We start from the raw sequence: 23577 nt of genomic DNA, 5'->3' as shown, positions 1-23577 counted from the left end.
CTAGGGGCGTTGCCGGGTCTGGGGAAACAGAAGGTCGATGAAACGCTGCGCCGTCGGTTGCGGTTCGTGGTTCGCCAGCCCGGGACGCTCGTTCGCTTCGATGATGACATAGTTGGGTTGATCAGGCGCATCGACCAAAAAGTCGAGACCCGTGACCGGGATTTGCAACGCGCGGGCGGCTCGCTCCGCGGCGTCGCGCAATGTGGGGTGGAGCTGCGCGGTCACGTCGTGCAGCGTCCCGCCGGTGTGAAGGTTTGCGGTTTTGCGCGCAAGGAGCCGCACATCGACCCCGGGGACATCGTCCCAATCGAATCCTTGCGCCCGCAAGCAGCGCCGCGTCTCATCGTCGAGCGGCACGCGCGACTCTCCGCCCGTTGCCGCTGCCCGCCGTCGGTTGTAGCGTTCGATCAGCGCACGAACCGTGTGGCGACCATCGCCGACGATCACTGGCGGACGGCGCAACGCGGCGGCGATCACTTCGCCGTCGATCACCACCACACGAAGGTCTTCTCCGCGGCAAAACTGTTCGACCAAGACACGCTCGGAGAATTGGCGTGCCCGTTCGATCGCCGCAGCCACTTCGCTTTCGCTGCGCAGATCGACGCTGATCCCGTGCCCCTGCTCCCCGTCGACCGGTTTCACGACGACCGAACCGTATTGCGTGAGCAACCGCTGCCAAGCAGCGGTATCGTTCGCATCCACCTGCTCGGGGACCCGCAGCCCCGCTTTTGCCAGCCACCGCGCCGTGAGGCGTTTGTCCTGACACAGACTCATCGCGACCGCGCTGGTCAGCTCTGAGAGCGATTCACGGCAAAGGATCGAACGGGCGCCCAGGGTCAACCGGAAAAAACCGCTTTCGGCATCGAGGATTTCCACGTGGATGCCGCGGCGCAGCGCTTCGTCGACCAATATGCGCGCGTACGGGTTGAGTTGGTTGAGCCCTACCACCTCACCCAAGAAAAGCGGCTGATTGATCGCGTTGCGGCGCTTCACTGCAAACGCGGGGATGCGCACGAACCCCAGCTTTTCATAGAGCGCGATCGCTTGGTCGTTGTCGTGAAGGACAGAAACGTCCATCCACGAGCGCCCCAGCGCCTGGAAACGCTCCGCGAGGTAACGCACCAACGCTTCACCCACGCCCGGATGCGGTGTTTGCGGATCGACCGCCAATGCCCAAAGGCTCGAGCCGTTTTCGGTGTCGGCAAATGCTTCGACGTGATCGAGCCCCATCGCCACCCCGATCACTTCGCCCGTTTCCCGGTCTTCAGCAAGCGCGTAAGTCACTGCTCGGCTCAGGCGCAATTCCCACACGATCTGCGGGTAAACCGGCACCATCCCGCGTGCGCGGTATAGGGTGTTGATCGCAGCGATATCGGCACGGGTACGCAGTCGCCGCAAGCCGAAAGGGCGTGGCGCTTCGCGCCGCGGTGCCCGGTAGGTCTGCAGGTTGAGCCGCCAGAATTCGCTGGGGTCGAGGAAGAGCTGTTGCGGCGCGTGCGCGATCACCCGCTGGGGCTCGGCGACGTAAATGGCGATATCGCGCTGCCCTTCGGCCTCCTGCAAAAGCGCTTGGGCCAACGTCCCAGCGTCCTGCCACGTCGGCGCGAGCAACAAGCGACCCCAACCGCATTGGATCGCAACATTTTCGGCGCGTTCGAACGTTGCGTTGGATTTGCGTTTCCGTTTGGTGGCGTAGGGCGTGTGCGCCGCGCGCAGCGCCCGTTTGACCAGATCTCGCATCATCGCTCTCGTTTCGCTTACCGCAGATGGGTCTGCAACCACCACTCCAGAAGCCCCAACTGCCAGAGTTTGGAACCGCGCAACCGGGTGAAGTGCTGGGTCGGTTCGGCCAACAACGTCGCAACGTATTCCGGTTGGAAGAGTCCGCGCGCTTGCGCCGCGGGCGAAAGCAGTGCGTCGCGCACGCGCTCGAGCACTGCCCCCTGCAGATACTTGAGCGCAGGAACGGGGAAGTAGCCCTTGGGGCGGTCGATCACTTCACTGGGAATGATTGTGCGCGCCGCCTCTTTGAGCACCCCTTTGCCGCCATGGGCCAATTTGTGCCGCGTCGGAATGCGCGCTGCCAACGAGACCAGCTCGTGGTCGAGGAACGGCACCCGCGCCTCCAACCCCCACGCCATCGTCATGTTGTCGACCCGTTTCACCGGGTCGTCGATGAGCATCACCGTGGTGTCGAGGCGCAACGCTTTGTCGACAGGGTCTTCGGCGCCGGGTTGCGCGAAGTGTTCGGCAACGAACCGTTCGCTCCAATCTTCGACTTGCCATTCGGGTCGGACCACGGCGCGGTATTCGTCGAAGTCGCGGTCCCGGAAGACGTCGAGGTAGTCGCGCACGGGATCGGTACTGCCCGCAAGCTTCGGATACCAGAAGTACCCGGCAAAGATCTCGTCCGCCCCCTGCCCACTTTGCACCACCTTGCTGTGGCGCGACACCGCTTCCGACAGGAGGTAGAAGCCGATACAGTCGTGACTCATCATCGGCTCGCTCATCGCGGCGATCGCTTCGGGCAAACGGGTGAGGAGTTCCGCTTCCGGCACGAAAATCCGTTCGTGTTCGGTGCCGAACGCGCGGGCGACGATCTCGGCGTATTCGAATTCGTTGCCCTTCTCGTCCCCGACGTCGGCAAAACCGATGTTGTAGGTGCGCAGCCGCTCGATCCCGGCTTCGGCCATCAGCCCGACGATCAGGCTGGAATCGACGCCACCGGAAAGGAGCGCACCCACCGGCACGTCCGCAACCAAGCGGCGACGCACGGCTGCGCGCAGCGCCTCGAGCAGGATTTCGACCCATTCCGAAAACGGCCGCGCCTCATCCTCGGCACTGCGGGTGAAATCGAGCCGCCAATAGGTGCGGCGCGTTTCCCGACCATCGGGTTCGATCGTCACCAACGTGGCAGGCGGGACTTTGCGCACCCCTTTGAGGATGGTGTAGGGCGCGGGCACGACGGTGTGAAACGAGAGGTAGTAGTGGAGCGCCAGCGGGTCGATGGTGGTGTCGACACCGCCAGCTGCCAAAAGCGCAGGCAGCGTCGACGCAAAGCGCAAACCGCCCGGGCTTGGCGCGAGATAGAGCGGTTTGATCCCCAGGCGGTCACGCCCCAGCACCAGACGGCCACTGTCGCGTTCCCAGAGCGCGAACGCGAACATCCCATTCAATCGCTCGACGAACGCGTCGCCCCACGCGTGGTAGGCTTTGAGAAGGACTTCGGTGTCGCTGTGGGAGTAGAAGCGGTACCCCAACCCCTCCAACGTCTGGCGCAACTCCGGGTGGTTATAGACCGCGCCGTTGAAAACGATCCCGAGCCCAAGTTCGGGATCGATCATCGGTTGCTGCGCCGCCTCCGAAAGGTCCATGATCTTGAGGCGACGATGCCCCAAGGCGATGCTGCCCTGCGCCCAAACGCCACCCCCGTCGGGGCCGCGCGGGCGCTGGATCTCATTGATGCGCGCAATCGCGTCGAGGTTGGGTTCCGTACCGTCGAAACGGATTTCACCGGCAATACCACACATGCCGCGACCTCACGCCGCGGCTTCGCGACCGAGCATCGCGTCGAATTCGTCCTGCCAGAAGAAGCGCGGCTCGAACGCAGGTTGGAGTTCGTCGAGCCATGTAGCACGCGGGTCGAATCGGGCGAAGAAGGGGCGGTCGACCCACGCCGGGTTACGCCCTTGGAGGAACCGCAACACGAAAACACGCTGCCCCGCGACGCGGCTCACTCCCAGCACTTCGACTTTGCCCGGTGCGGCCGACATGCTCGGGCCGCGCACGGTACGTGCCAATCCCGAGACCCGCTGCAACGCCTCGCGGTAAATGCGCCAAGCGCGCGCGAGCGGCACTTTGAAGTAGTGGTGCGCGCCGGTGTCGCGTTCGACGAACATGTAGTACGGCACGATCCCCAGCTCGACTTCGCGTTGCCAGAGTTTCGTCCACACGTCGGGGTCGTCGTTGATGTGCGCCAAGAGCGGCGCTTGGGCACGGATCATTGCGCCGGTTGCGCGCACGCGCGCGATCGCCTCTTGGGTGGGCGCCGGTTCCAGTTCGCGCCAGTGGTTGAGGTGCGCCATCAGGGCCAATTGTTTGCCGCTTGCGACCACTTGGGCAAAGAGATCGAGGAGCGCTTGCCCTTCCCCTTCGGTCAAGAAGCGGTAGGGCCAGAAGGTGAGCGCTTTGGTGCCGATGCGGATCGAGCGGATGTGCGCGAATTCCGGCGAGAGCAACGGTTCGATATAGGCTTTGAGGTGCGCGGTTTTCATCACCAGCGGGTCACCGCCGGTAATCAAGACATCGGTCACCTCAGGGTGGGCGCGGAGGTACCCGTGCATCCGCGCCGCTTCCGCGCTGGCGATGCGCAGCGACTTATCCCCGATGAACTGGGCCCAGCGGAAGCAGAAGGTACAGTAGCTGTGGCACGTCTGCCCTTGGCTGGGAAAGAGCAGTACCGTTTCCCGGTATTTGTGCTGCAGCCCGTTGATGGGTTGCCCCGTTTCGTTCCGCGGGATGTTGAGTTTGAGCTGCCCCGCCGGATGGGGGTTGAGTTCATGGCGAATCTCCGCAACCACGCTCGCCACTTCGGCCTGAGGCGCGTCACGGCGCAACAGGGATGCGACCCGTTCGAAATGGTCCGGGCGCAACATGCCGGGCTGCGGATAGAGCAACTGAAAGAGCGGATCGTCCGGGATGTTGTCCCAGTCGATGAGATGCTCCGTGACATAGCGATTCACCCGGAACGGCAGCACGGTTGCCACCACTTTCATCGCAAAACGTCGTTCCGGGTCAAGCGCCTGGATTTGCGGAATGCGGTCGAGATCGCGCGCCGTATAGACTTCGAACGCCGGCGCAGTGAGCGGCGCGCAGTTCCAGGGCGCCAAACGTTCGGCCATTGGGGTTACGGTCATGGCTAACCTCCTTTTATTGCAGAAAGTGCAATCTTTTATATAACCCACAATGGCCGATCGGTCAACCCAAAAAACGCTAACCTGCTGATTTGTCACATGTTTCGCCGATACTGCCCACCCACCTCGAAGAGCGCCTGCGTCAACTGCCCCAGCGAGCAGTAGCGCACCGCGTCCATCAACACTTCGAAGGTGTTGCCCCCTTCCATCGCCACCGTCTTGAGCTTCGCCAGCCACTTCGGTGCTTCGGCGGCGTGGCGCGCGTGAAATTCGCGCAGCCGCCGCAGCTGGCTCTGCTTCTCTTCTTCGGTGGAACGGGCAAGTTCCAGCTTTTCGGGGATCGGATCGCCGTTCGGGTTGCGGAAGGTGTTGACCCCGATGATCGGTAGACTCCCGTCGTGCTTTTTCTGCTCGTAGTGCAGCGACTCTTCCTGAATCTTGTTGCGTTGGTAGCCCGTCTCCATCGCGCCGAGCACGCCCCCCCGTTCGGCCAGCGCTTCGAATTCGCGCAACACCGCTTCTTCGACCAGATCGGTGAGCTCTTCGATGATGAAGCTGCCTTGGTTGGGGTTTTCGTTCTTCGCCAGCCCCCACTCTTTGTTGATGATGAGTTGGATCGCCATCGCCCGCCGCACACTCTCTTCGGTGGGGGTGGTGATCGCTTCGTCGTAGGCGTTGGTGTGTAGGCTGTTGCAGTTGTCGTAGATCGCAATCAGCGCCTGGAGCGTCGTGCGAATGTCGTTGAATGCCATCTCCTGCGCGTGGAGACTCCGCCCCGAGGTCTGGACGTGGTATTTGAGTTTTTGGCTGCGCTCGTTCGCGCCATACTTGTGTTTCATCGCAATCGCCCAGATGCGACGCGCCACCCGCCCGATCACGCTGTATTCCGGGTCCATTCCGTTGCTGAAAAAGAACGAAAGGTTGGGCGCGAAATCGTCGATGTGCATGCCGCGCGCCAGGTAGGATTCGACGTAGGTAAAGCCGTTGGCGAGCGTGAACGCGAGCTGCGAAATGGGGTTGGCGCCTGCTTCCGCGATGTGGTAGCCCGAAATCGACACTGAGTAGAAGTTGCGCACGTTGTGATGGACGAAGTACTCCTGGATGTCGCCCATCAATTTCAACGCGAACTCGGTGGAGAAGATGCAGGTGTTCTGCCCCTGATCCTCTTTGAGGATATCGGCCTGGACCGTGCCGCGCACAGTGGAGAGCACCCACGCCTTGATCTTTTCATACTCCTCTTCGGTGGGGTCACGACCGTTGTCGGCGCGGAATTTGCCCATCTGCTGGTCGATCGCGGTATTGAAGAACATCGCTAGGATCATCGGCGCGGGACCGTTGATCGTCATCGACACCGAGGTGTTGGGCGCACAAAGATCGAACCCGGAGTAGAGCACCTTCATATCGTCGAGCGTGGCGATCGAGACACCCGAATTGCCGATTTTGCCGTAGATATCGGGCCGTTCGTCGGGGTCGCAACCATAGAGCGTAACGGAATCGAACGCAGTGGACAGCCGCGCCGCGGGCATCCCTTCGGTGAGCTTGCGAAAACGGCGGTTGGTCCGGAACGGATCGCCTTCGCCCGCAAACATCCGGGTGGGGTCTTCGTTTTCGCGCTTGAACGCGAACACCCCGGCGGTGTATGGGAACGACCCGGGGACGTTCTCCTTCATCAGGAATTTGAGCACCTCGCCGTCGTCTTCGAAGTCAGGCAACGCTACCTTGCGGATCTTGTTGCCCGAAAGCGATTCGTGGTAGAGGCGGGTGCGAATCTCTTTGTCGCGGATCTTGACGACGTATTCGTCCTGCGCGTAGAGTTTTTTCAGCGTCGGCCACTGTTCGAGCAGCTTCTTCGCGTGTGGAGTCAGCTGGCTGTCTTTCCAGTCGATCAGCTCGTCGAAATGCTCGGCCGGTTTGCCGCTCGCCTCGAAGAGCGCCTTCGCGATCTTGAGCGCTTGTCGTTCGCGCGCCACCCGCGACTGCTCCCGGACGTGGGCGTGGTAGTCGCGCACGGTTTGCGCGATTTCCGCCAGATAACGATTGCGGTGCGGCGGGATGATCGCTTGTCCTTTGCTGGAATGGCGCACAGAGACGCGCGGCAATTTCCCTTCGGCTTTCGCGGGCAACCCCAATTCGATCAATTTCGGCAGCATCGCTTGATAAAGCGCAGTAACCCCGTCGTCGTTGAAGCGCGCTGCCATCGTCCCGAAGACGGGCATCGCATCGACCGGTTCGGAAAAACGCTGATGGTTGCGCTGGTACTGTTTCGCGACGTCGCGCAGCGCATCTTCGGCCCCTTTGCGGTCGAATTTGTTGATCGCGACGAAATCGGCGAAATCGAGCATGTCGATCTTCTCGAGCTGGCTCGCTGCGCCGAACTCGGGGGTCATCACGTAGAGGGAGCAGTCGACGTAGGGCACGATCGCCGCGTTGCCCTGTCCGATCCCCGACGTTTCGACGATCACGAGGTCGTAACCGGTGAGCTTGGTCGCCGCGATCACCTCTTTGAGCGCCCGCGACACTTCTTGACCGGTGTCGCGGGTGGCGAGCGAACGCATGTAGATGTTTTCGTGGTCGATCGCGTTCATGCGGATGCGGTCACCCAAGAGCGCGCCCCCAGTGCGCTTGCGCGACGGGTCGATCGAGATGATCGCGATTTTGAGCGCATCTTCCTGATCCAAACGGAAACGGCGAACCAGCTCGTCGGTGAGCGAACTCTTGCCCGCCCCTCCGGTACCAGTGATCCCCAACACTGGCACTTTGAGCCCTTGCGCCGCCGCAAGGAGCCCTTCCCGGATTGCGTCTGGGTAGGCGCCATTTTCGAGCGCAGTGATCACGCGTGCGAGCGTCCGCCAATCGCCGCTTTGGAGTTTTTCCAGGATTTCAGGCAAGGTCTGCGGCGCTTCGTGGGAGAGATCGAAATCGGAACGCTCGACCACGTCGTTGATCATCCCTTGTAACCCCATCTGGGCGCCGTCTTCGGGCGAGTAGATCCGCTCGACACCGTACGCTTCGAGCTCCTGGATCTCCGGCGGAACGATCACCCCGCCACCGCCGCCGAAAACCTTGATCTTCTCGCCACCGTTTTGCCGCAGCAGATCGACCATGTATTTGAAGAACTCGACATGCCCCCCTTGGTAGCTGGTCACCGCGATGCCCTGCACATCCTCCTGCAGCGCGGCGCGAACGATCTCGGCGGCACTGCGGTTGTGCCCCAAATGGATCACTTCGCAGCCGGTGCTTTGCAACAAGCGCCGCATGATGTTGATCGCGGCATCGTGGCCATCGAACAGCGCCGCAGCGGTGACGAGCCGCACGTTGTTCTTCGGCTGATAGGGCGTGAGCGCCTTCGCGATACGGGGATCGGTCATGATGGGTCTCCTCTTGTGGTCGCTTTTGCGGTGCACTGAGACTATCTTACCGAAATTGACGTTAACGTCAACGTCATTTCGGTGCCTTGCCCTTGCCTTCGCCTCATGGCAGCGTCCGGCGCACAGGGAAATAGGTTCGCCGCTGGGGCTGTGCTAAGCTAACGCGGTTGCAGGTCAGGGAAGCAGCGTGATGCCGCGCGAAAAGACGTTCAACACCGCGGGCCCATCGAAACCCGAGCTCCACTATATGATCGACCCCTTGGCGCGGATCGATCTCCCGGAAGTCGAAGCACTCATCGCACAGGAACGCTACTTTGTGCTGCACGCGCCACGACAAACCGGCAAAACCACCTGCCTGTTGGCGCTCATGAATCACCTCAACCGCGAAGGGCGCTACCGCGCGCTCTACGCCAACATCGAAGTGGCGCAAACGGCCCGTGGCAACGTCGCCGAAGGGATCGGCGCGGTACTCACTGCGCTCTATGAGGCGGCCCGCCTCTACCTGGGCGAATCGCGCGGTCAAGCATGGGCGCACGCCGCGCGCGCCAACGACGACCCCCACACATGGCTCCAACGCTGGCTTACCGAATTTTCCCTGGCCGACCCGGATCGACCCGTGGTGCTGCTCCTGGACGAAGTCGACGCCCTCGTTGGCGACACCCTGGTTTCGCTCCTCAGGCAACTGCGTGCCGGTTACACCCAGCGCCCACGGGCGTTTCCGCAATCGGTGATCCTGTGCGGCGTGCGCGACGTGCGCGACTACCGCATCCACACCCCCGGCCAAGAGGTGATCACCGGGGGTTCGGCGTTCAACATCAAAGCCGAATCGCTGCGTTTGGGAAACTTCACCTTCGACGAAACCAAAGCGCTGTGGTTGCAACACACCGAGGCCACCGGGCAACGGTTCGACGACGCGATCTGGGAGCCCCTCTGGCTCGACACCGAAGGGCAGCCGTGGCTCGTCAATGCGCTCGGGCACGAATGCACCTGGAAAGACAAAACGCTACGCGCCGACCGGACGGCGCCGGTGACGCTCGAACGCTACCAACTGGCACGCGAACGGCTCATCCAATCGCGCGCGACCCACCTCGACCAGCTCGCCGATAAACTCTCCGAGCCGCGGGTTCATCGGGTGATCGCGGCGATCCTCGAAAGCGAAGCCGACCCGGCGGCGCTCTCGGAAGAGATCGCCCCGGACGATCTGCAATACGTCTATGACCTGGGGCTGATTGCGGTGCGGCCGATGGTGCGCATCAGCAACCGCATCTACCGCGAAGTGATCCCGCGCGAACTCACCTGGACCAAACAGGTCTATATCACCCACGAAACGGCGTGGTACGTCGACCCAGCCACCCACCGCCTGCAGATCCCGAAACTCCTCACCGCGTTCCAAGAGTTTTTCCGCGAACACTCCGACGCGTGGCTGCAAGGCTTCTCCTATCGCGAAGCAGGCCCGCAACTCCTGTTGCAAGCCTTCTTGCAACGCATCGTCAATGGCGGCGGGCGCATCAACCGCGAATACGGGCTGGGACGCAAACGCACCGACCTCTTGATCGAATGGCCGCTCGATCCCGAGCAAGGGTTGTTGGGGCCGAAACAAAAAGGGGTGATCGAATGCAAACTCGTGCGCAACGGCAAAAACCCGGAGGCGGTCGTGACCGAAGGAATTGCCCAAGTAGCCGACTACGCCGACCGTTCGGGGGCCAAGGAAGCCTATCTGGTGGTATTCGACCGCCGCGACGCAATCCCGTGGGAAGCGCGCATCTGGCAGCGCGAGTACCCGTGGCCCGGAAAACCGGAGCAAACGATCGGCGTGTGGGGGATGTAAGCGATGCGCACCCCTACGCTCTCTTTTGCTGACGGCTGGCGCTGGACCCGCGACGCCTTTCGGTTGTGGCGCCGTGCGCCCGCGCTCACCGCGTACGTCTCGTTCGGGTATCTGCTGCTGCTTTTACTCCTCTCAGCGGTACCGCTCTTCGGTCAATTCCTCGCGGCCGTCGCGATGCCGATCCTGCAAATGGGCGTATTGGCCGGGATGCGCGCCGCCGAACGCGGTCTCCGCCCCGGGCCGGAAGTGCTCTTCGAAGGTTTCAAAGGACCGTGGCAAGCGCTCGCGGCGGTGGGCGCACTCAACTTCATCGCCAATCTGTTGCTGCTTTTGGTGCTCTCTTTGACGATGGGCGAAATGGCGCTTTTTCGCCCGATGGTCATGCAGCCTGAAGCGCTCGACGGTGCGATGGCGATGGGCACGGCGTTCGACCCGATGCCGATCTTGATCTTCTTGTTGCTTTCGCTACCGATCACTGCGGCGTACTGGTTTGCCCCGCCGCTCATCGCGTGGCACCACGTCCCGTGGCCCAAAGCGCTCTTTTTCAGTTTCTACGCCTGCCTGCGCAACTGGGCACCGCTTTTGGCATGGACGATCGCGATGGCGCTCATTCTCACTGCCGCTGGCTTCGTCGTCGCGCTCCTAGCCTCGCTCGTCCATCCGATGCTCTTCACGGTCGCGCTCTTCCTGTTGCCGCTCGTCTTTGTCCCGGTACTCTTTGCCGGTTATTACCGCCAAGTGGACGAACTGTTCCTCCCATGATCGGTCTCATCGGCGGAACGTTCGATCCGATCCATTTCGCCCACCTGCGCCTTGCCGAAGAGGCGCGGGAAGCGTTACGGCTCGACGCGGTGTGGTTCGTTCCCAACGCGCGCCCGCCTCATCGCGCACCACCCGTGGCAAGCGCCGAACATCGCGCGGCGATGGTCGCCCGTGCGATCGCCAACGCTCCCGCGTTTCGGCTCGAACGGTGCGAACTCGAGCGGCGCGACCAACCGAGCTACACCGTCGTCACATTGGAAACGGTACGACAGCGCATCGGTGCAAATACCCCACTCTTCTGGTTGGTCGGCGCCGACGCGTTCGCCGGGCTCGACCGCTGGCACCGCTGGCGCGCGGTGCTGTCGCTCGCGCACCTGGTGGTCGCAACCCGGCCAGGCACGACGCTCTCCGAAGCAGCCCTATCACCCGCGCTGCGCCCGCTCTGGGCGGCGCGGCGCACGCCGGACGCGGTCGCGACCGCCGATCGACTGCCCCCAGCGGGATGGGTGATCGCATTACCGATCACCCATCTGGCGATTTCCGCGACCGCGATCCGGGAACGGATCGCCGGGGGGCGCAGCGCGCGCTATTTGCTTCCCGATGCGGTTCTCGGGTATATTGAACACCATCGTCTTTACCGGAAGGATCATGAAGTCGTCTGACCGCCCAATGGACACCAACGCATTGACCCAATTGGCCATCGCCGCTCTAGAAGCGGTCAAGGGCGAAGCGATCGAAGCCTACGACACCACCCAAGTGACACCGCTCTTTGAACGGGTAGTGATCGCGTCGGGCAATTCGACGCGACAGGTCAAGGCGCTCGCGCGCAACGTCGTCGAAGAGGCGAAGAAACACCACGTCCCGATCGTCGGCGTGGAAGGAGAAGAAGGAGGCGAATGGGTCCTCGTCGATCTCGGCCCGGTGGTGATCCACGTGATGCTCCCCGCGGTTCGCCGCTACTATCGTCTCGAAGAGCTGTGGGGCATGCCCCCCGCAACGCGGGTGGCTGCAGCGAACGTCACCATGCCCCAAAGCGCGTTGGGCGAACCCAACCCGCCCGCAACCGAATGAACGTACCCGCTCCAGCCGACGATCCCACCGCGAACGCAATGTGCTGAAATGGCCTTTTTCACCCTGTACACGATCGGCCACCGCCCCCCACAATGGGTTCGAGAAGGCTTTGCCGACTACGCCAAACGTCTGCCGCCAGCATGGGGGCTCGAACTTGTCGAACTCAAAGCGGAACTGCGCAGCAGTGACTGTGCTGCGGAACGCGAACGCGCCCGAGCCCGCGAGTGCGAACGGCTGCGCGCGCGGATTCCCGCCGGGAGTCGGTTGGTAGCGCTCGACGAACGGGGCGCCGCGTGGACTACCGAAACGCTTGCCGCGAAACTGGCGGTGTGGCGCGACGCCGCGCGCCCAGTTGCGTTCGTGATCGGCGGTCCCGACGGGTTCACCGACGCTTTTCGCAACGACGCGGACGAACTGTGGCAACTCTCTCGGTTGACGCTCCCGCACGCGCTCGTGCGGGTGATCGTCGCCGAAGCGCTCTACCGCGCGTGGAGCCTGCTCGCGGGCCATCCGTATCACCGCGGAGGAGCAACGGAATGAATGCCCCACCGCGCCTCTACCTTGCGTCCCAAAGCCCGCGGCGGCAGGCGCTGCTCGAACAACTGCGCGTTCCCTTCACGGTGTTGCCCACAACCAACAACGCAGAGTGGGTCGACGAGACGCCGCTTGCGCACGAAACGGCGCAACAGTATGCCATTCGCCTTGCCTGTGCCAAAGCGCGCGCCGGCTGGGACGCCTGGTCCCAGCGCAGCGCCCCATGCGAAGTGACGTCAGCCCCAGCCGCTGTGGTTTTGGGGGCGGACACCACAGTAGCGCTCGCTGGCAGAATTCTGGGCAAACCCAAGGATGCCGACGACGCCGTCGCAATGCTGCGTGCGCTCTCCGACACCACCCACGACGTGATCACCGCGGTGGCGCTCACCGACGGCAACCGCATGGAATACGCCGTCTCGCGCTCCACCGTCCGCTTCGCGCCCCTTCCGGAAGCGTGGATCACCGCGTACGTCGCCAGCGGCGAACCGCTCGACAAAGCAGGCGCCTACGCCTACCAAGGAGCGGCCGCAGCGTTCATCCCGGAAATCCGCGGCAGCGCCTCGGGAATCATTGGGCTGCCGCTTTTCGAAACCGCCGAGCTTTTGGCCCGCTTCTGGCTCGGCCCCCATTGCGTTGCGAGCCTTCCCGAATGAGGATGCCACTATGCCGTCTGAACCCGTGACGCAACTTGGAACGCCGCCAACCCTGATCGAACCCCCAGAGCTCCAACGTGAGCTGCTGGTGAACTGCACCCCGCAGGAGACGCGAATCGCCGTCGTCGAAAACGGCACCGTGCAAGAACTCCACATCGAACGGGCCAGCCGTCGCGGGCTCGTGGGCAACATCTACCGCGGCAAAGTGGTTCGCGTCCTGCCGGGGATGCAATCGGCGTTCGTCGACGTTGGACTCGAGCGAACCGCGTTCCTGCACGTGACCGATCTGCTCCCGAGCGGTGCCGAAGCGACTCGGGGCGAAATGCCACGCATCGAGCGGCTGTTGCGCGAAGGGGAAGAGATCACTGTTCAAATCGTCAAAGACCCGATCGGCAGCAAAGGGGCGCGGCTCACGATGCAGCTCTCGCTCGCGGGCCGCTTTCTCGTCTATCTTCCGCACGACGACGGCCAGATCGGCATTTCGCAAAAGATCGAAGACGAACAGGCGCGGGAAGCGTTGCGCGCGCGGCTCACCGCATTGCGGCCGAGTCACCTGTCAGGCGGCTTCATCGTCCGCACCAACGCGCTCGAAGCAAGCGACGAGCAGCTTGCCGCCGATATCGCGTACCTCGAGCAGGTTTGGCAAGAGATTCAACAGAAAGCAGGGGCTGTGCGCGCCCCTGCGCTCCTCTATGATGAATTGGACCTGGTGTTGCGCGTGGTGCGCGATCTCGCCGACCGCCACACCGTCCGGATCCAGGTCGACTCCCGTGAAAACGCGCAGCGCATGATCGCGTTCGCGCAACGCTACGCGCCGCACGTATTGCCACTCATCGAACTCTACCGCGGCGAACGCCCTCTTTTTGCCCGCTGCCACGTCGAAGAGGAGATCGAGCGGGCGTTGGCGCGACGGGTCGAGCTCAAATCGGGCGGCTATCTCATTTTCGACCAGACCGAAGCGCTCACCACGATCGACGTCAATACCGGCGCGTTTGTCGGCGCGAAGAGTTTCGACGAGACGATCCTCAAAACCAATCTGGAAGCGGCGCAAACGATCGCGCGCCAACTGCGCCTGCGCAACCTGGGTGGCATCATTTTGGTCGACTTCATCGACATGACGCTTCCCGAACACCGCGAACGCGTTCTGGAAGCGTTCCAGAAGGCGCTCGCGCGCGACCCCACCAAAACGACCGTAAGCGGCTTTACGCAACTGGGGCTCGTCGAACTCACCCGCAAACGCACCCGCGAATCGCTGTCGCAACAACTCTGCGAACCGTGCCCGACCTGTGCGGGGCGCGGTTTCGTCAAGACCGCCGAAACGGTCTGTTTCGAAATCCTGCGCGAACTGGTGCGCGAAGCGCGGCAGTTTCCCCATGTCCAGGAGTTTCTGATCCTCGCGGCCCCCGCCGTCGTGCGCCTTTTCGAAGAGGAGCACGCGCAGGCGCTTGCGATGGCCAGCGAATTTCTGGGCAAACCGATCGCGTTGCGCGGCGAAGCGGACTACCCCCCAGAACACTACGACATCGTGGTACGCTAACAGCCGTTTGGAAACCAAAGGCCAACCGCTATGACCCGTTCGCTCGAACTCGATGCGGCAGAACCGCACCCAAGCTGGCGTGCTTCGCTCGCCAAGACCTACTTTCTGGCGACGCGCCCGGCCTTTTTCACCATCACCGCAATCGGTGTCTTGTTGGGTAGTGCCTACGCCATGTGGCACGCAGCGCACGGTGCTGCCACAGACGCGGCGCCGCTTGGCTCGGCAGAGATCGGGATCACCGTGGGGCTATTCCTCCTTACGCTCCTTTTGGCGCTCACCGCCCACGCCGCCGCGAACGTGATCAACGACGCATGTGACGAAGCGACAGATCGCTGCAACCGCACCCGCCTCTACCCCTTCACCGGCGGCAGCCGCTTTTTGCAAAACGGGGTGCTCACCCGCACGGAATTGGTGCGTTTTGCGGTCGCGCTCTTTCTCATCACCGCGCTCGGCGGATGCGCGCTCACCCTGTGGCTTGCCACCGTGGCACCGATGCGCGCGGTGGCGCTCGCCGGTATCGGGCTGGTCGGCCTCTTCGTTGGCTGGGCCTACTCGGCGCCGCCGTTGCGGCTCTCTGCGCGCGGCCTGGGCGAAATCGCGATCGCCGTGGCCTGGTCGCTGGTCGTGGCGGGCGCCGCGACCGTGGTCGGCGCGCCGCTGACACCCGCTTTCACGCAGACGGCGCTCTTTGCTTCAGTAGCGGTGGGACTCCCCTTCGGCCTACTGGTCGCGAACATTCTCTATATCAACCAATTCCCCGACGCCCCCGCCGACGCCGCGGGCAACAAACGGACCGTGCCGGTTCGCTTCGGTGCCCACGCCGCTTGGGGCTATCCGCTACTTGTGGTGGGGGCGCTTGCGCTGCACCTGTTCCTCACCGCCGCAGGGCTGTTGCCGTGGCTCGGGATTCTGGCTTTTGTCGCGTTCGTTCCGGCGATTCGCGCCACCCGAATCCTGTTCGCGTTCGTTCGCGCACACCCACACTGGAACGACACCACCGATTTTTCGCCGCTTCGCGCTGCGATCGTCGCGACGCTGCAAGCCGCGCACGGCTACGGGCTGCTGCTTGCGGTAACCCTCATCGGAGACGCGTTGCGATGATCGCGACGCTGACCGGTACGTTGCGGGAGAAAACCCCACCCACCGTCCTCATCGAAACCCCCGGGGGCGTCGGTTTCGAGGTGTGGGTGCCGATGAGCACCTTCTACACCCTGCCAGCTACCGGCGAAACCGTGCGACTTGTCACCCACCACGTGGTGCGTGACGACGAACAGCAACTCTTCGGTTTTGCTACCCGCGCCGAACGCGATGCGTTTCGTTTGCTGATCCGGATCAACGGCGTCGGACCACGGATCGCGCTTGCGCTGCTCTCGCACCTCACCTTGAGCGAACTCAAAGGGGCGGTGGCGGAACAACAGAGTGCGCGGCTCGTGAAGATTCCGGGCATCGGCAAAAAGACCGCCGAACGGCTCTTGCTGGAACTCAAGGACAAACTGGCGCTTCTGCCCTTCGGTGGCGATGCCGCGTCTGCCCCACCGACCTCCACCACCGCGAAGACCCGCGCACAGAAAGGGGACGTCAAGGGGGAAGCGCCTACGCCAGAGACACCCCCGCCCAACGGACGCGACGCTGAGACGCGGTGGCAACTCGCGCGCGACGTTGCCGCGGCGCTCGTCGCGCTCGGTTACAGCGAGGCGCAGATCGCGCCGCTCGTTGCCGAACTGCCGTCGGATCTGACCCTCTCGGAAGCCATCAAGTGGGCGCTGCAGCGAATCGCTTCACGATAGCGCCCGAAACGAACCATTCGCGGTAGCAGCGCCGCACCACGCGTGCCGACACGCTTTCGCGTCAATCGCTCATTTCCAGATCGGCCTGGACGGCGTCGATACCCGCCTGTGCACACGCCTCATCGGTGGTGCCACTCGGCGCGCCCGAAACGCCTACCGCACCGTAAAAAACCCCACCAGCTTCCACCGGCAACGCTCCTGCCGACATCACGACACCGGGAACACGGCCAATGGGGGTATTGGCCCGATCGTTGAGCGCAGAGGTCGGTACGCCGAACATCGCTGCCGCATAGGCCTTGCCGCGGCTGATCTCCAAAGTGATCGGCGGCGCCAGTGTGTCACGCAACGCCACCTGCACGATGCCGTTGCGATCGACCACCGTGACGCCCACCTGAATCCCTTGCGCACGGCAATGGTGCAATGCCGCAGTCGCAATGCGTGTTGCCGTACCGAGTGACAGCCGAGCAACACGAACGGTCAGCGGTTCGTCGGACCATGCCGGGAAGCTCAGACCGGTCAAAGCCGCCGCTGCAATACCCACCACGCGACGTCGGAGTAAACGCTCCATGATGCACTCCTTCCACAGATGACGATCGCCCTCCTGATCAAGGAACCATTATAGCGACCACCCATTGCATGGTCACCAAGAGCGATCACCCATGCCCCTGCTGCGCCCACAATCGCTCCAGCCGCTTGATGCTCACCGGCATCGGCGTTTTGAGTTCGGACGCAAAGAGCCCGACACGCAATTCTTCGAGCAACCAGCGATATTCGGCCCAAAAAGAAGGCCACGCGCCACGCGCCTTCGCCGTCACTTTTTGCCACGGAAGCGCCGCACGCTGCCATTCGGCCAGCCACCTGCGGTCACGCGCCGGGTCTTTTTCCAATTTGTCGAGCCGAACGACAATCGCTTTGAGATAGCGCGTGTAGTGCTGCAACCGGGCCCACGGGGTGCGCGCCAAAAACCCCGGTGGGGTAAGCGCTGCCAGCTGCGCCCGAATATCCGTGACCACCTCCGGGTGAACGCGCTCGATCCGCTCCAGCCGTTTCTCGATCGCGGCGATCTGTTCGAACCAACCGAGCGCGGCGCGCATCATCGCGTCGGCAACCAACAGGAACTTCTCCCGCCCTTGTTGGACCCGTTCGGCGAAGGCCGAACCCGTTCGCGGCAACGGTTCTGCCAGGCACGCCTCTTGCAATGCCGCCTCGATCACAGTCTCTTCGAGCGCCTCAGGGCGTTCGCGCGCCAACCAGACCATCGACAGCCGTTTGAACGCGTCGCTGCGGGTGAGCGAGCGCACCGCCTCTTTGAGGGCAAAGCGCAGCAACCGCAGCACCCCACGACGGTGCGCGGCAGCGGCAGCCGTTTCGGTATCGAAAAGCTTGAGGCGCGCCCCGCTACTGCCCGCGTCGTCGAGCGCCGGGAATCCGATGGTCGCCACCCCGGCGACCACCGCCTCGGCGATTTCCGGAAGCTCCGGCCAGATCCATTCGGTCGCGGGGCCTTCGGGGAGTGGCGCGGTACTGCGGGTCTCTCTTGGCTCCGAAGCGCCGCCGTCGCGTCGCGCGCCCTGGTTGGCGCGCCCCTTGGCGTCGGGCGCGTCCGTGGGTTCGCCCCCCGTCTTAGACCCGGCTGATGCGTTTTCGTCCGTACCTGCAGACGCAGCGCCGTTCCGGCCGTGCGCCCGCCACGCTTCGGCAAGCGCCGCAAACGCCCCGCGCGCCTTTTGCCCAAGCGCTTGCTTGAGCGCGTCCAACTGACGACTTTCGCGTAAGACGCGGCCATGGGCATCGACGACGCGGAAATTCATGAAGCAGTGCGCAGGCAGCGTCTCGAGCCGAAAGTGCGCTGGCAGCGTAGCCAATTCCGTGCGCGCCTGCACCCAGCGGGCCAACACCTCGGTAAGCGACTCCCTGCGCCATTCGGGATGGGTGGCGCAATCGGCAAGGAACGCTTGCACGCTCTCGGCGTGCGGTTGCAAGCGGTGCTTGTGTTTGTTGGGCAGGCTCTTGATGAGCAGCAATACCTTCTCTTCGAGCATCCCGGGCACGAGCCACTCACAGCGCGCAGCAGGAATCTGATTCAAGAGCGCTACTGGAACGGTGAGTGTCACCCCGTCGTCGCGCGCCGCGGGATCATGAACGTAGTGCAGCGGCAGCGGCTGGCCGAAGAGATCGAACGTGGCAGGAAAGCGTTCGCTCACCACCCCTTCGGCTTCTCGGGAAAGGAGCATCTCCCGTGTCAGGAAGAGAAGCTTCGGGTCACTGCGCTCGACGCTGCGGCGCCACGATTCGAAACTGGCCAGATCGACCACGTCTTCGGGAATTTTGCTCGCGTAAAACGCTTCGAGCCACCCCTCATCGACGAGATCGGGTCGTCGCAACCGCTGTTCGAGTTCGCGCAGTTCGGCAACAAGCGCCAGATTGTGCTGCAAAAACGGCATCTGCGCGATGCGCTGCGGCGGCAGGTTCCCAGCCACCAGCCCTTCACGAATAAAGAGCGTACGGCAAAGCGCGGGATCGACGTGGCGGTACGAAACCGGTCGGCCACTATAGACCGTGAGGCCAAAGAGCGTCCCCTTTTCCAGTCCGCGCACCTCGCCGGCACGGCCGTTCCAATGAGGTTCGCCCACTTCCCGCACGATGAGGTGCGGCACCGCCCGTTCGATCCAACGCGAGTCGATCGCGGCGACGGTCCGCGCGTAGGGTTTCGTCGTCTCGACCCGTTCGGCGGCCAAGACCCACGCCGGTTGCGCGCGCCGCAGCGGACCGCTTTGCGGATGGAGCCAGAAGCGAACCCCTTTCGCCCCCAAATAGCTGCCACGCAGTTCGGGTTTGTCGTCGCGCGCTTTCTGCCCGACCCCGTGCGGCAACGCAGTAAGGAGCGCAGTATGGATCACCTCGTATGTGGCGGGTTGTTCGTTGTCACGCCACCCCATCGCACCGGTGAGCGCGTGCAGTTGCCCTTCCACCTCGCGCCATTCGCGCAAGCGCAGCCACGACAGAAAGTGGCGCTGCGCCCACTGGCGCTGTTTGTTGCCGCTTTCGTGGCGAATCACCTCCTGCCAAGCCGACCAGAGGTTGAGGTACCAGCAAAATTCCGATTTGGCGTCGCGGTCACTGCCGCGAAACCGCGCGTGCATCGGGTCGGCTTGCGCCTCACGGTCGCCGGGTCGCACTCTGGGGTCGGGAACCGAAAGCGCCGCGGCAAGGATCCGCATCTCCTTGAGGCACCCCAGTTCGTGTCCCGCAACCAAGAGCCGCGCCAGATGGGGGTCGATCGGTAACCTCGCCAGCAACGTCCCCACTGGGGTGAGGTTGCGGGTTTGCGGGTCAAGCGCCCCGAGTTCGATCAGCTCTTGGTAGGCGCCTTGCACTGCGCGATAGGGGGGTGGATCGAGGAAAGGAAAATCTTGGATCTCACCGAGTCGCAGTGCTGCCATCCTGAGCACCACCGCCGAAAGCGAGGTGCGCAAGATCTCCGGGTCGGTATGCGGCGCTCGGGCAGCGAAATCGCTTTCGCTATAGAGGCGAAAGCAGACACCGTCCATCACGCGGCCACAACGGCCAGCGCGCTGCTGCGCAGCGGCTTGACTGATCGGTTCGATTTTGAGCTGCGCCACCCGCGTGCGCGGGTTGTAGCGATGAATCCGCGCCAACCCCGAATCGATCACGTAGCGGATATTGGGAACGGTGAGCGAAGTCTCCGCGACGTTCGTCGCCAGAACGATGCGCGCGCGCTTGCTTCGTGCAAAGACCCGCGCCTGTTCGGTTGGCGACTGTCGGGCAAAGAGCGGAATGATCTCGAATTCGCGTTTGATCGTTGCGTGCGCGGCTTCGAGCGCGGCACGGGCCTCGCGAATTTCCCGTTCGCCCGGTAAGAACACCAGGATATCCCCAGGGCCTTCCTGCCACGCCTCGGCCACGCACGCCACGATGCCGTCATAGAGCGGTTCTTCGCTCTCTTCGAGCGCGTCGATGGGACGATAACGCACCGTGACAGGGTGGAGGCGGCCGCTCACTTCGATGATCGGCACAGCGCCGGCGACCGTTTCGAAATGGCGCGCAAACCGCGCCGCGTCCAGCGTCGCACTGGTGACGATCACCTTGAGGTCGGGGCGACGCGCCAGCAGCCGATGCAAATAACCCAGCAAAAAATCGATGTTGAGGCTGCGTTCGTGGGCTTCGTCGATGATGATGGTGTCGTACGCGGAAAGCCACGGGTCGCGCTGCGTCTCCGCCAACAAAATCCCGTCGGTCATCAACGTGATGTAGCCGTGCGGACTCGCGACGTCGTGAAAACGCACCCGAAAGCCAACGCTGCGCCCGAGCGACTCACCCAACTCTTCGGCGATGCGTGCCGCAGTCACGCGCGCGGCGATCCGCCGCGGCTGCGTATGGGCGATCTGACCACTGATCCCGCGCCCCGCCGCCAAGCAGATCTTGGGCAACTGCGTGGTTTTTCCGGAACCGGTCTCGCCGCAGACGATCACCACCCGGTGGGCACGAATCGCCGCCGCGATCGCATCCGCTTTCTGGCTGACCGGTAGTTCCGGGGGATAAGTCACCTCGGGGCGCGCCGCCAAACGCGCCTGCCATGCCGCATGGGAGGCCGCGATGATCTGCGCACGCTCTTCTTGCAACCGCGCCCGCACTTCGGGGTCGCGCGCCCGCTGCAACCGCCGGGCAAGCGCAATCACGCGCCCCCGGTCGCGGGCAAGAATCCGATCGAGATCGTTCGTTCGTTCGTCCATCACCCGGGTCAATCATGCGTCCTGGCGGGCGATTGTAGAGCAATTGAACGGTATATTTCGTCTTTCGTTCCACCGCCGCCTCATTTGTCATGACCAAGCAACCGGCAACTCCGCGTGGATTTCCTCCGCTCCTCGGGGAATCGCCCCATACCTTGGTGTTGGGGTCGTTCCCCAGTGTCGCGTCGCTCGCTGCACAGCAGTATTACGCCCACCCGCGCAATGCGTTTTGGCCGATCATGGGAATGCTCCTGGGCTTCGACGCGACACTGCCCTACCCGGAACGCACCCGCGCCCTGACTGCGTGCGGCATCGCACTCTGGGACGTGATCGCCTCGTGCCACCGTCCCGGCAGCCGCGACGATGCGATCGTCGGGCCAAGCGTCGAACCCAACGACATCGCGGGACTACTGATCGCCACGCCCACGATCACCCGCATCGTCACCAACGGCACCACCGCGGAACGACTCTTTCGTCGGCATGTCTGGCGCGCCCTCCCGCTTGCGCTTCGTTCGCGGCTCCAGGTATGTCCGGCGCCCTCGACGTCACCGGCACACGCCACCCGCACCGTCGCCGAAAAAACCGCGCTGTGGCGCGTCGCGCTCGGCCTTTCGGGCGCCCACGCGGTGTAGAATAGCAAGATCGAGGCCACGCTGCAGATCCCATGGACGCAACGCTTCCCAGTAACTTCATCCGCAACGAAATCGAAGCCGATTTGGCCGCAGGGCGCTACCAAACGGTCGTCACCCGTTTTCCACCGGAACCGAACGGCTATCTCCATTTGGGTCACGCCAAATCGATCATCCTCAACTTCGAAATGGCCAAAGCGTTCGGTGGCCGTTGCCATCTGCGGTTCGACGACACCAACCCGGAAAAAGAGAGCGAAGCGTTTGCCCGTTCGATCGAAGAGGCAGTGGCGTGGCTCGGTTACGATTGGGGCGAGCACCGCTATTACGCCTCCGACACTTTCGAAACGATGTACCGCTGCGCCGAGGTGCTGATCGAACGCGGGCTTGCGTACGTCGATTCGCAAAGCGCGGAAGCGATTCGTGCGCAGCGCGGCACACTCACCGAACCGGGCCAAGAAAGCCCTTTTCGCAACCGTCCGCGTGAAGAGAGTCTTGCGCTCTTTCGCCGGATGCGCGCGGGCGAATTCCCGAACGGCGCGCATGTAGTGCGCGCGAAAATCGACATGGCGCATCCCAACCTCAACCTGCGCGACCCGGTGATCTACCGCATCCGTCACGTCCCCCACTACCGCACCGGTACCGCGTGGTGTATCTATCCCACGTACACGTTCGCCCACCCGATCGAAGACGCGATCGAAGGCGTCACCCATTCGCTCTGCACGCTCGAATTCGAAGACCAGCGCCCTTTCTACGAGTGGCTCCTCGAAGCGCTTGCCGACGCCGGCCTCTTTTCGCGGCCGTTACCGCGGCAGATCGAGTTTGCCCGCCTCAACCTCGAATACACGGTCCTTTCGAAACGCAAACTGATCGAACTTGTCGAGCAAGGCGTCGTGACCGGCTGGGACGACCCGCGGATGCCGACGCTTGCCGGTGCGCGACGCCGCGGCTATTGCCCGGAAGGCTTTCGCCTCTTCGTCGAGCGCACCGGCATCGCCAAAGCAGAGAGTTGGATCGACTACGCAGTCTTTGAAGAGGCGCAGCGCGACGCGTTGAACGAGATCGCACCCCGCCGCATCGCAATCCTCGAACCGCTCGAGCTCGTGCTCACCAATTTCCCGCCTGAAGCGGTCGAATGGTGCGACGCCCCCAACCATCCGCACAAACCGGAATGGGGGTCACGTCAGCTGCCATTCACCCAACGGCTTTGGATCGAGCGCAGTGACTTCATGGAAGTGCCCGTAAAAGGGTTCAAACGGCTCTCTCCGGGGGCCGAAGTGCGGCTCCGCTACGGCTTCGTGATCCGCTGCACGGGCTGCGAAAAAGACGCGAACGGCCGCGTAACCCGCGTCTTTGCCGAATACTACCCCGATTCCAAGAGCGGCACGCCGGGCGCCGACGCGTACAAACCCAAAGGGGCGATCCACTGGCTCTGCGCGAAGCACGCGGTGGCGGCAGAGGCGCGCCTCTACGACCGTCTCTTCACCCAACCGATACCCGGCGCGCCGGGGCCAGACGGCACCCTCCGTTCGTTTCTCGACGACCTCAATCCCAACGCTTTGACCACCGTCACGGTCTTCGTCGAACCGCAAGCCGCGGCGGCACCACCGGAGACACGTTTTCAATTCGAACGGCACGGCTACTTTGTCACGGATCGCTTCGACCACCGTCCGGATGCACCGGTATTCAACCGAACGGTTGCCCTCAAAAGCGGCTGGAAGCGGTAAACTGAACCGACACGACGAGC

At 63.3% G+C, this 23577-nt stretch carries 17 protein-coding genes; 11 read left to right on the top strand and 6 right to left on the bottom strand.

What is annotated here, in order from left to right:
- The 4 genes from ngg to icmF form a co-directional block, all read right to left on the bottom strand.
- The gene (gene ngg, locus ACYQ4Z_RS00205; RefSeq protein ID WP_459859725.1) at positions 1-1743 is read right to left on the bottom strand and encodes an N-acetylglutaminylglutamine synthetase; all 1743 of its coding nucleotides are present in this window, start codon (positions 1741-1743) and stop codon (positions 1-3) included.
- 14 nt (positions 1744-1757) lie between these two features.
- Positions 1758-3530 (bottom strand): N-acetylglutaminylglutamine amidotransferase, encoded by a 1773-nt coding sequence (locus ACYQ4Z_RS00200; protein ID WP_459859724.1) that lies wholly within the window; start codon positions 3528-3530, stop codon positions 1758-1760.
- A 9-nt stretch (positions 3531-3539) separates the two neighbouring features.
- The gene (locus tag ACYQ4Z_RS00195) at positions 3540-4901 is read right to left on the bottom strand and encodes a KamA family radical SAM protein (RefSeq protein WP_459860448.1); all 1362 of its coding nucleotides are present in this window, start codon (positions 4899-4901) and stop codon (positions 3540-3542) included.
- A gap of 107 nt (positions 4902-5008) precedes the next feature.
- Complete coding sequence (gene icmF / locus ACYQ4Z_RS00190) at positions 5009-8281, bottom strand: fused isobutyryl-CoA mutase/GTPase IcmF (RefSeq protein WP_459859723.1); 3273 nt, start codon at positions 8279-8281, stop codon at positions 5009-5011.
- A gap of 190 nt (positions 8282-8471) precedes the next feature.
- Between icmF and ACYQ4Z_RS00185 the strand changes: the two genes are divergently transcribed.
- Genes ACYQ4Z_RS00185 through ruvA form a run of 9 tightly spaced genes read left to right on the top strand, consistent with a single transcriptional unit; the run spans position 8472 to position 16453 of the window.
- Positions 8472-10109 (top strand): AAA family ATPase, encoded by a 1638-nt coding sequence (locus tag ACYQ4Z_RS00185; RefSeq protein ID WP_459859722.1) that lies wholly within the window; start codon positions 8472-8474, stop codon positions 10107-10109.
- 3 nt (positions 10110-10112) lie between these two features.
- The gene (locus ACYQ4Z_RS00180) at positions 10113-10871 is read left to right on the top strand and encodes a BPSS1780 family membrane protein (protein ID WP_219973396.1); all 759 of its coding nucleotides are present in this window, start codon (positions 10113-10115) and stop codon (positions 10869-10871) included.
- Entirely contained in the window at positions 10868-11533 is a 666-nt protein-coding gene (gene nadD, locus ACYQ4Z_RS00175) for a nicotinate-nucleotide adenylyltransferase (RefSeq protein WP_219973399.1), read from the top strand. Before ACYQ4Z_RS00180 ends, nadD begins: the two co-directional genes overlap by 4 nt.
- Positions 11520-11942, top strand: coding sequence for a ribosome silencing factor (rsfS, locus tag ACYQ4Z_RS00170; RefSeq protein WP_219973401.1), 423 nt, complete (start codon positions 11520-11522; stop codon positions 11940-11942). The genes nadD and rsfS overlap by 14 nt, the downstream gene beginning before the upstream one ends.
- 48 nt (positions 11943-11990) lie before the next feature.
- Complete coding sequence (gene rlmH / locus ACYQ4Z_RS00165) at positions 11991-12482, top strand: 23S rRNA (pseudouridine(1915)-N(3))-methyltransferase RlmH (RefSeq protein ID WP_219973404.1); 492 nt, start codon at positions 11991-11993, stop codon at positions 12480-12482.
- Positions 12479-13129, top strand: a complete 651-nt coding sequence (locus tag ACYQ4Z_RS00160) for a Maf family protein (RefSeq protein ID WP_459859721.1) — start codon at positions 12479-12481, stop codon at positions 13127-13129. The genes rlmH and ACYQ4Z_RS00160 overlap by 4 nt, the downstream gene beginning before the upstream one ends.
- Positions 13130-13139: 10 nt before the next feature.
- Complete coding sequence (gene rng / locus ACYQ4Z_RS00155; protein WP_459859720.1) at positions 13140-14666, top strand: ribonuclease G; 1527 nt, start codon at positions 13140-13142, stop codon at positions 14664-14666.
- A 30-nt stretch (positions 14667-14696) separates the two neighbouring features.
- On the top strand, positions 14697-15767 hold the full coding sequence (locus tag ACYQ4Z_RS00150; RefSeq protein ID WP_459859719.1) for a prenyltransferase: 1071 nt from the start codon (positions 14697-14699) through the stop codon (positions 15765-15767).
- Entirely contained in the window at positions 15764-16453 is a 690-nt protein-coding gene (gene ruvA / locus ACYQ4Z_RS00145) for a Holliday junction branch migration protein RuvA (RefSeq protein ID WP_119334322.1), read from the top strand. The genes ACYQ4Z_RS00150 and ruvA overlap by 4 nt, the downstream gene beginning before the upstream one ends.
- A gap of 61 nt (positions 16454-16514) precedes the next feature.
- On the opposite strand, the gene ACYQ4Z_RS00140 is transcribed toward ruvA, so the two are convergent.
- Together ACYQ4Z_RS00140 and hrpA are read right to left on the bottom strand one after the other, a co-directional pair.
- The gene (locus ACYQ4Z_RS00140; RefSeq protein ID WP_119334321.1) at positions 16515-17021 is read right to left on the bottom strand and encodes a GlcG/HbpS family heme-binding protein; all 507 of its coding nucleotides are present in this window, start codon (positions 17019-17021) and stop codon (positions 16515-16517) included.
- A gap of 85 nt (positions 17022-17106) precedes the next feature.
- On the bottom strand, positions 17107-21207 hold the full coding sequence (gene hrpA / locus ACYQ4Z_RS00135; RefSeq protein WP_459859718.1) for an ATP-dependent RNA helicase HrpA: 4101 nt from the start codon (positions 21205-21207) through the stop codon (positions 17107-17109).
- An 89-nt stretch (positions 21208-21296) separates the two neighbouring features.
- Between hrpA and ACYQ4Z_RS00130 the strand changes: the two genes are divergently transcribed.
- Together ACYQ4Z_RS00130 and ACYQ4Z_RS00125 are read left to right on the top strand one after the other, a co-directional pair.
- Positions 21297-21836 carry a DNA-deoxyinosine glycosylase gene (locus ACYQ4Z_RS00130; RefSeq protein WP_459859717.1) on the top strand — a complete coding sequence of 180 codons (540 nt, stop codon included), beginning with the start codon at positions 21297-21299 and terminating at the stop codon, positions 21834-21836.
- Positions 21837-21868: 32 nt separating this feature from the next.
- Positions 21869-23557, top strand: a complete 1689-nt coding sequence (locus ACYQ4Z_RS00125) for a glutamine--tRNA ligase/YqeY domain fusion protein (protein ID WP_459859716.1) — start codon at positions 21869-21871, stop codon at positions 23555-23557.
- Positions 23558-23577: the final 20 nt, after the last annotated feature.

This window comes from Hydrogenophilus hirschii (assembly GCF_054656675.1).
The sequence above is the reverse complement of the archived record's forward strand: the minus strand, read 5'-3'. Positions and strand labels throughout refer to the sequence as shown.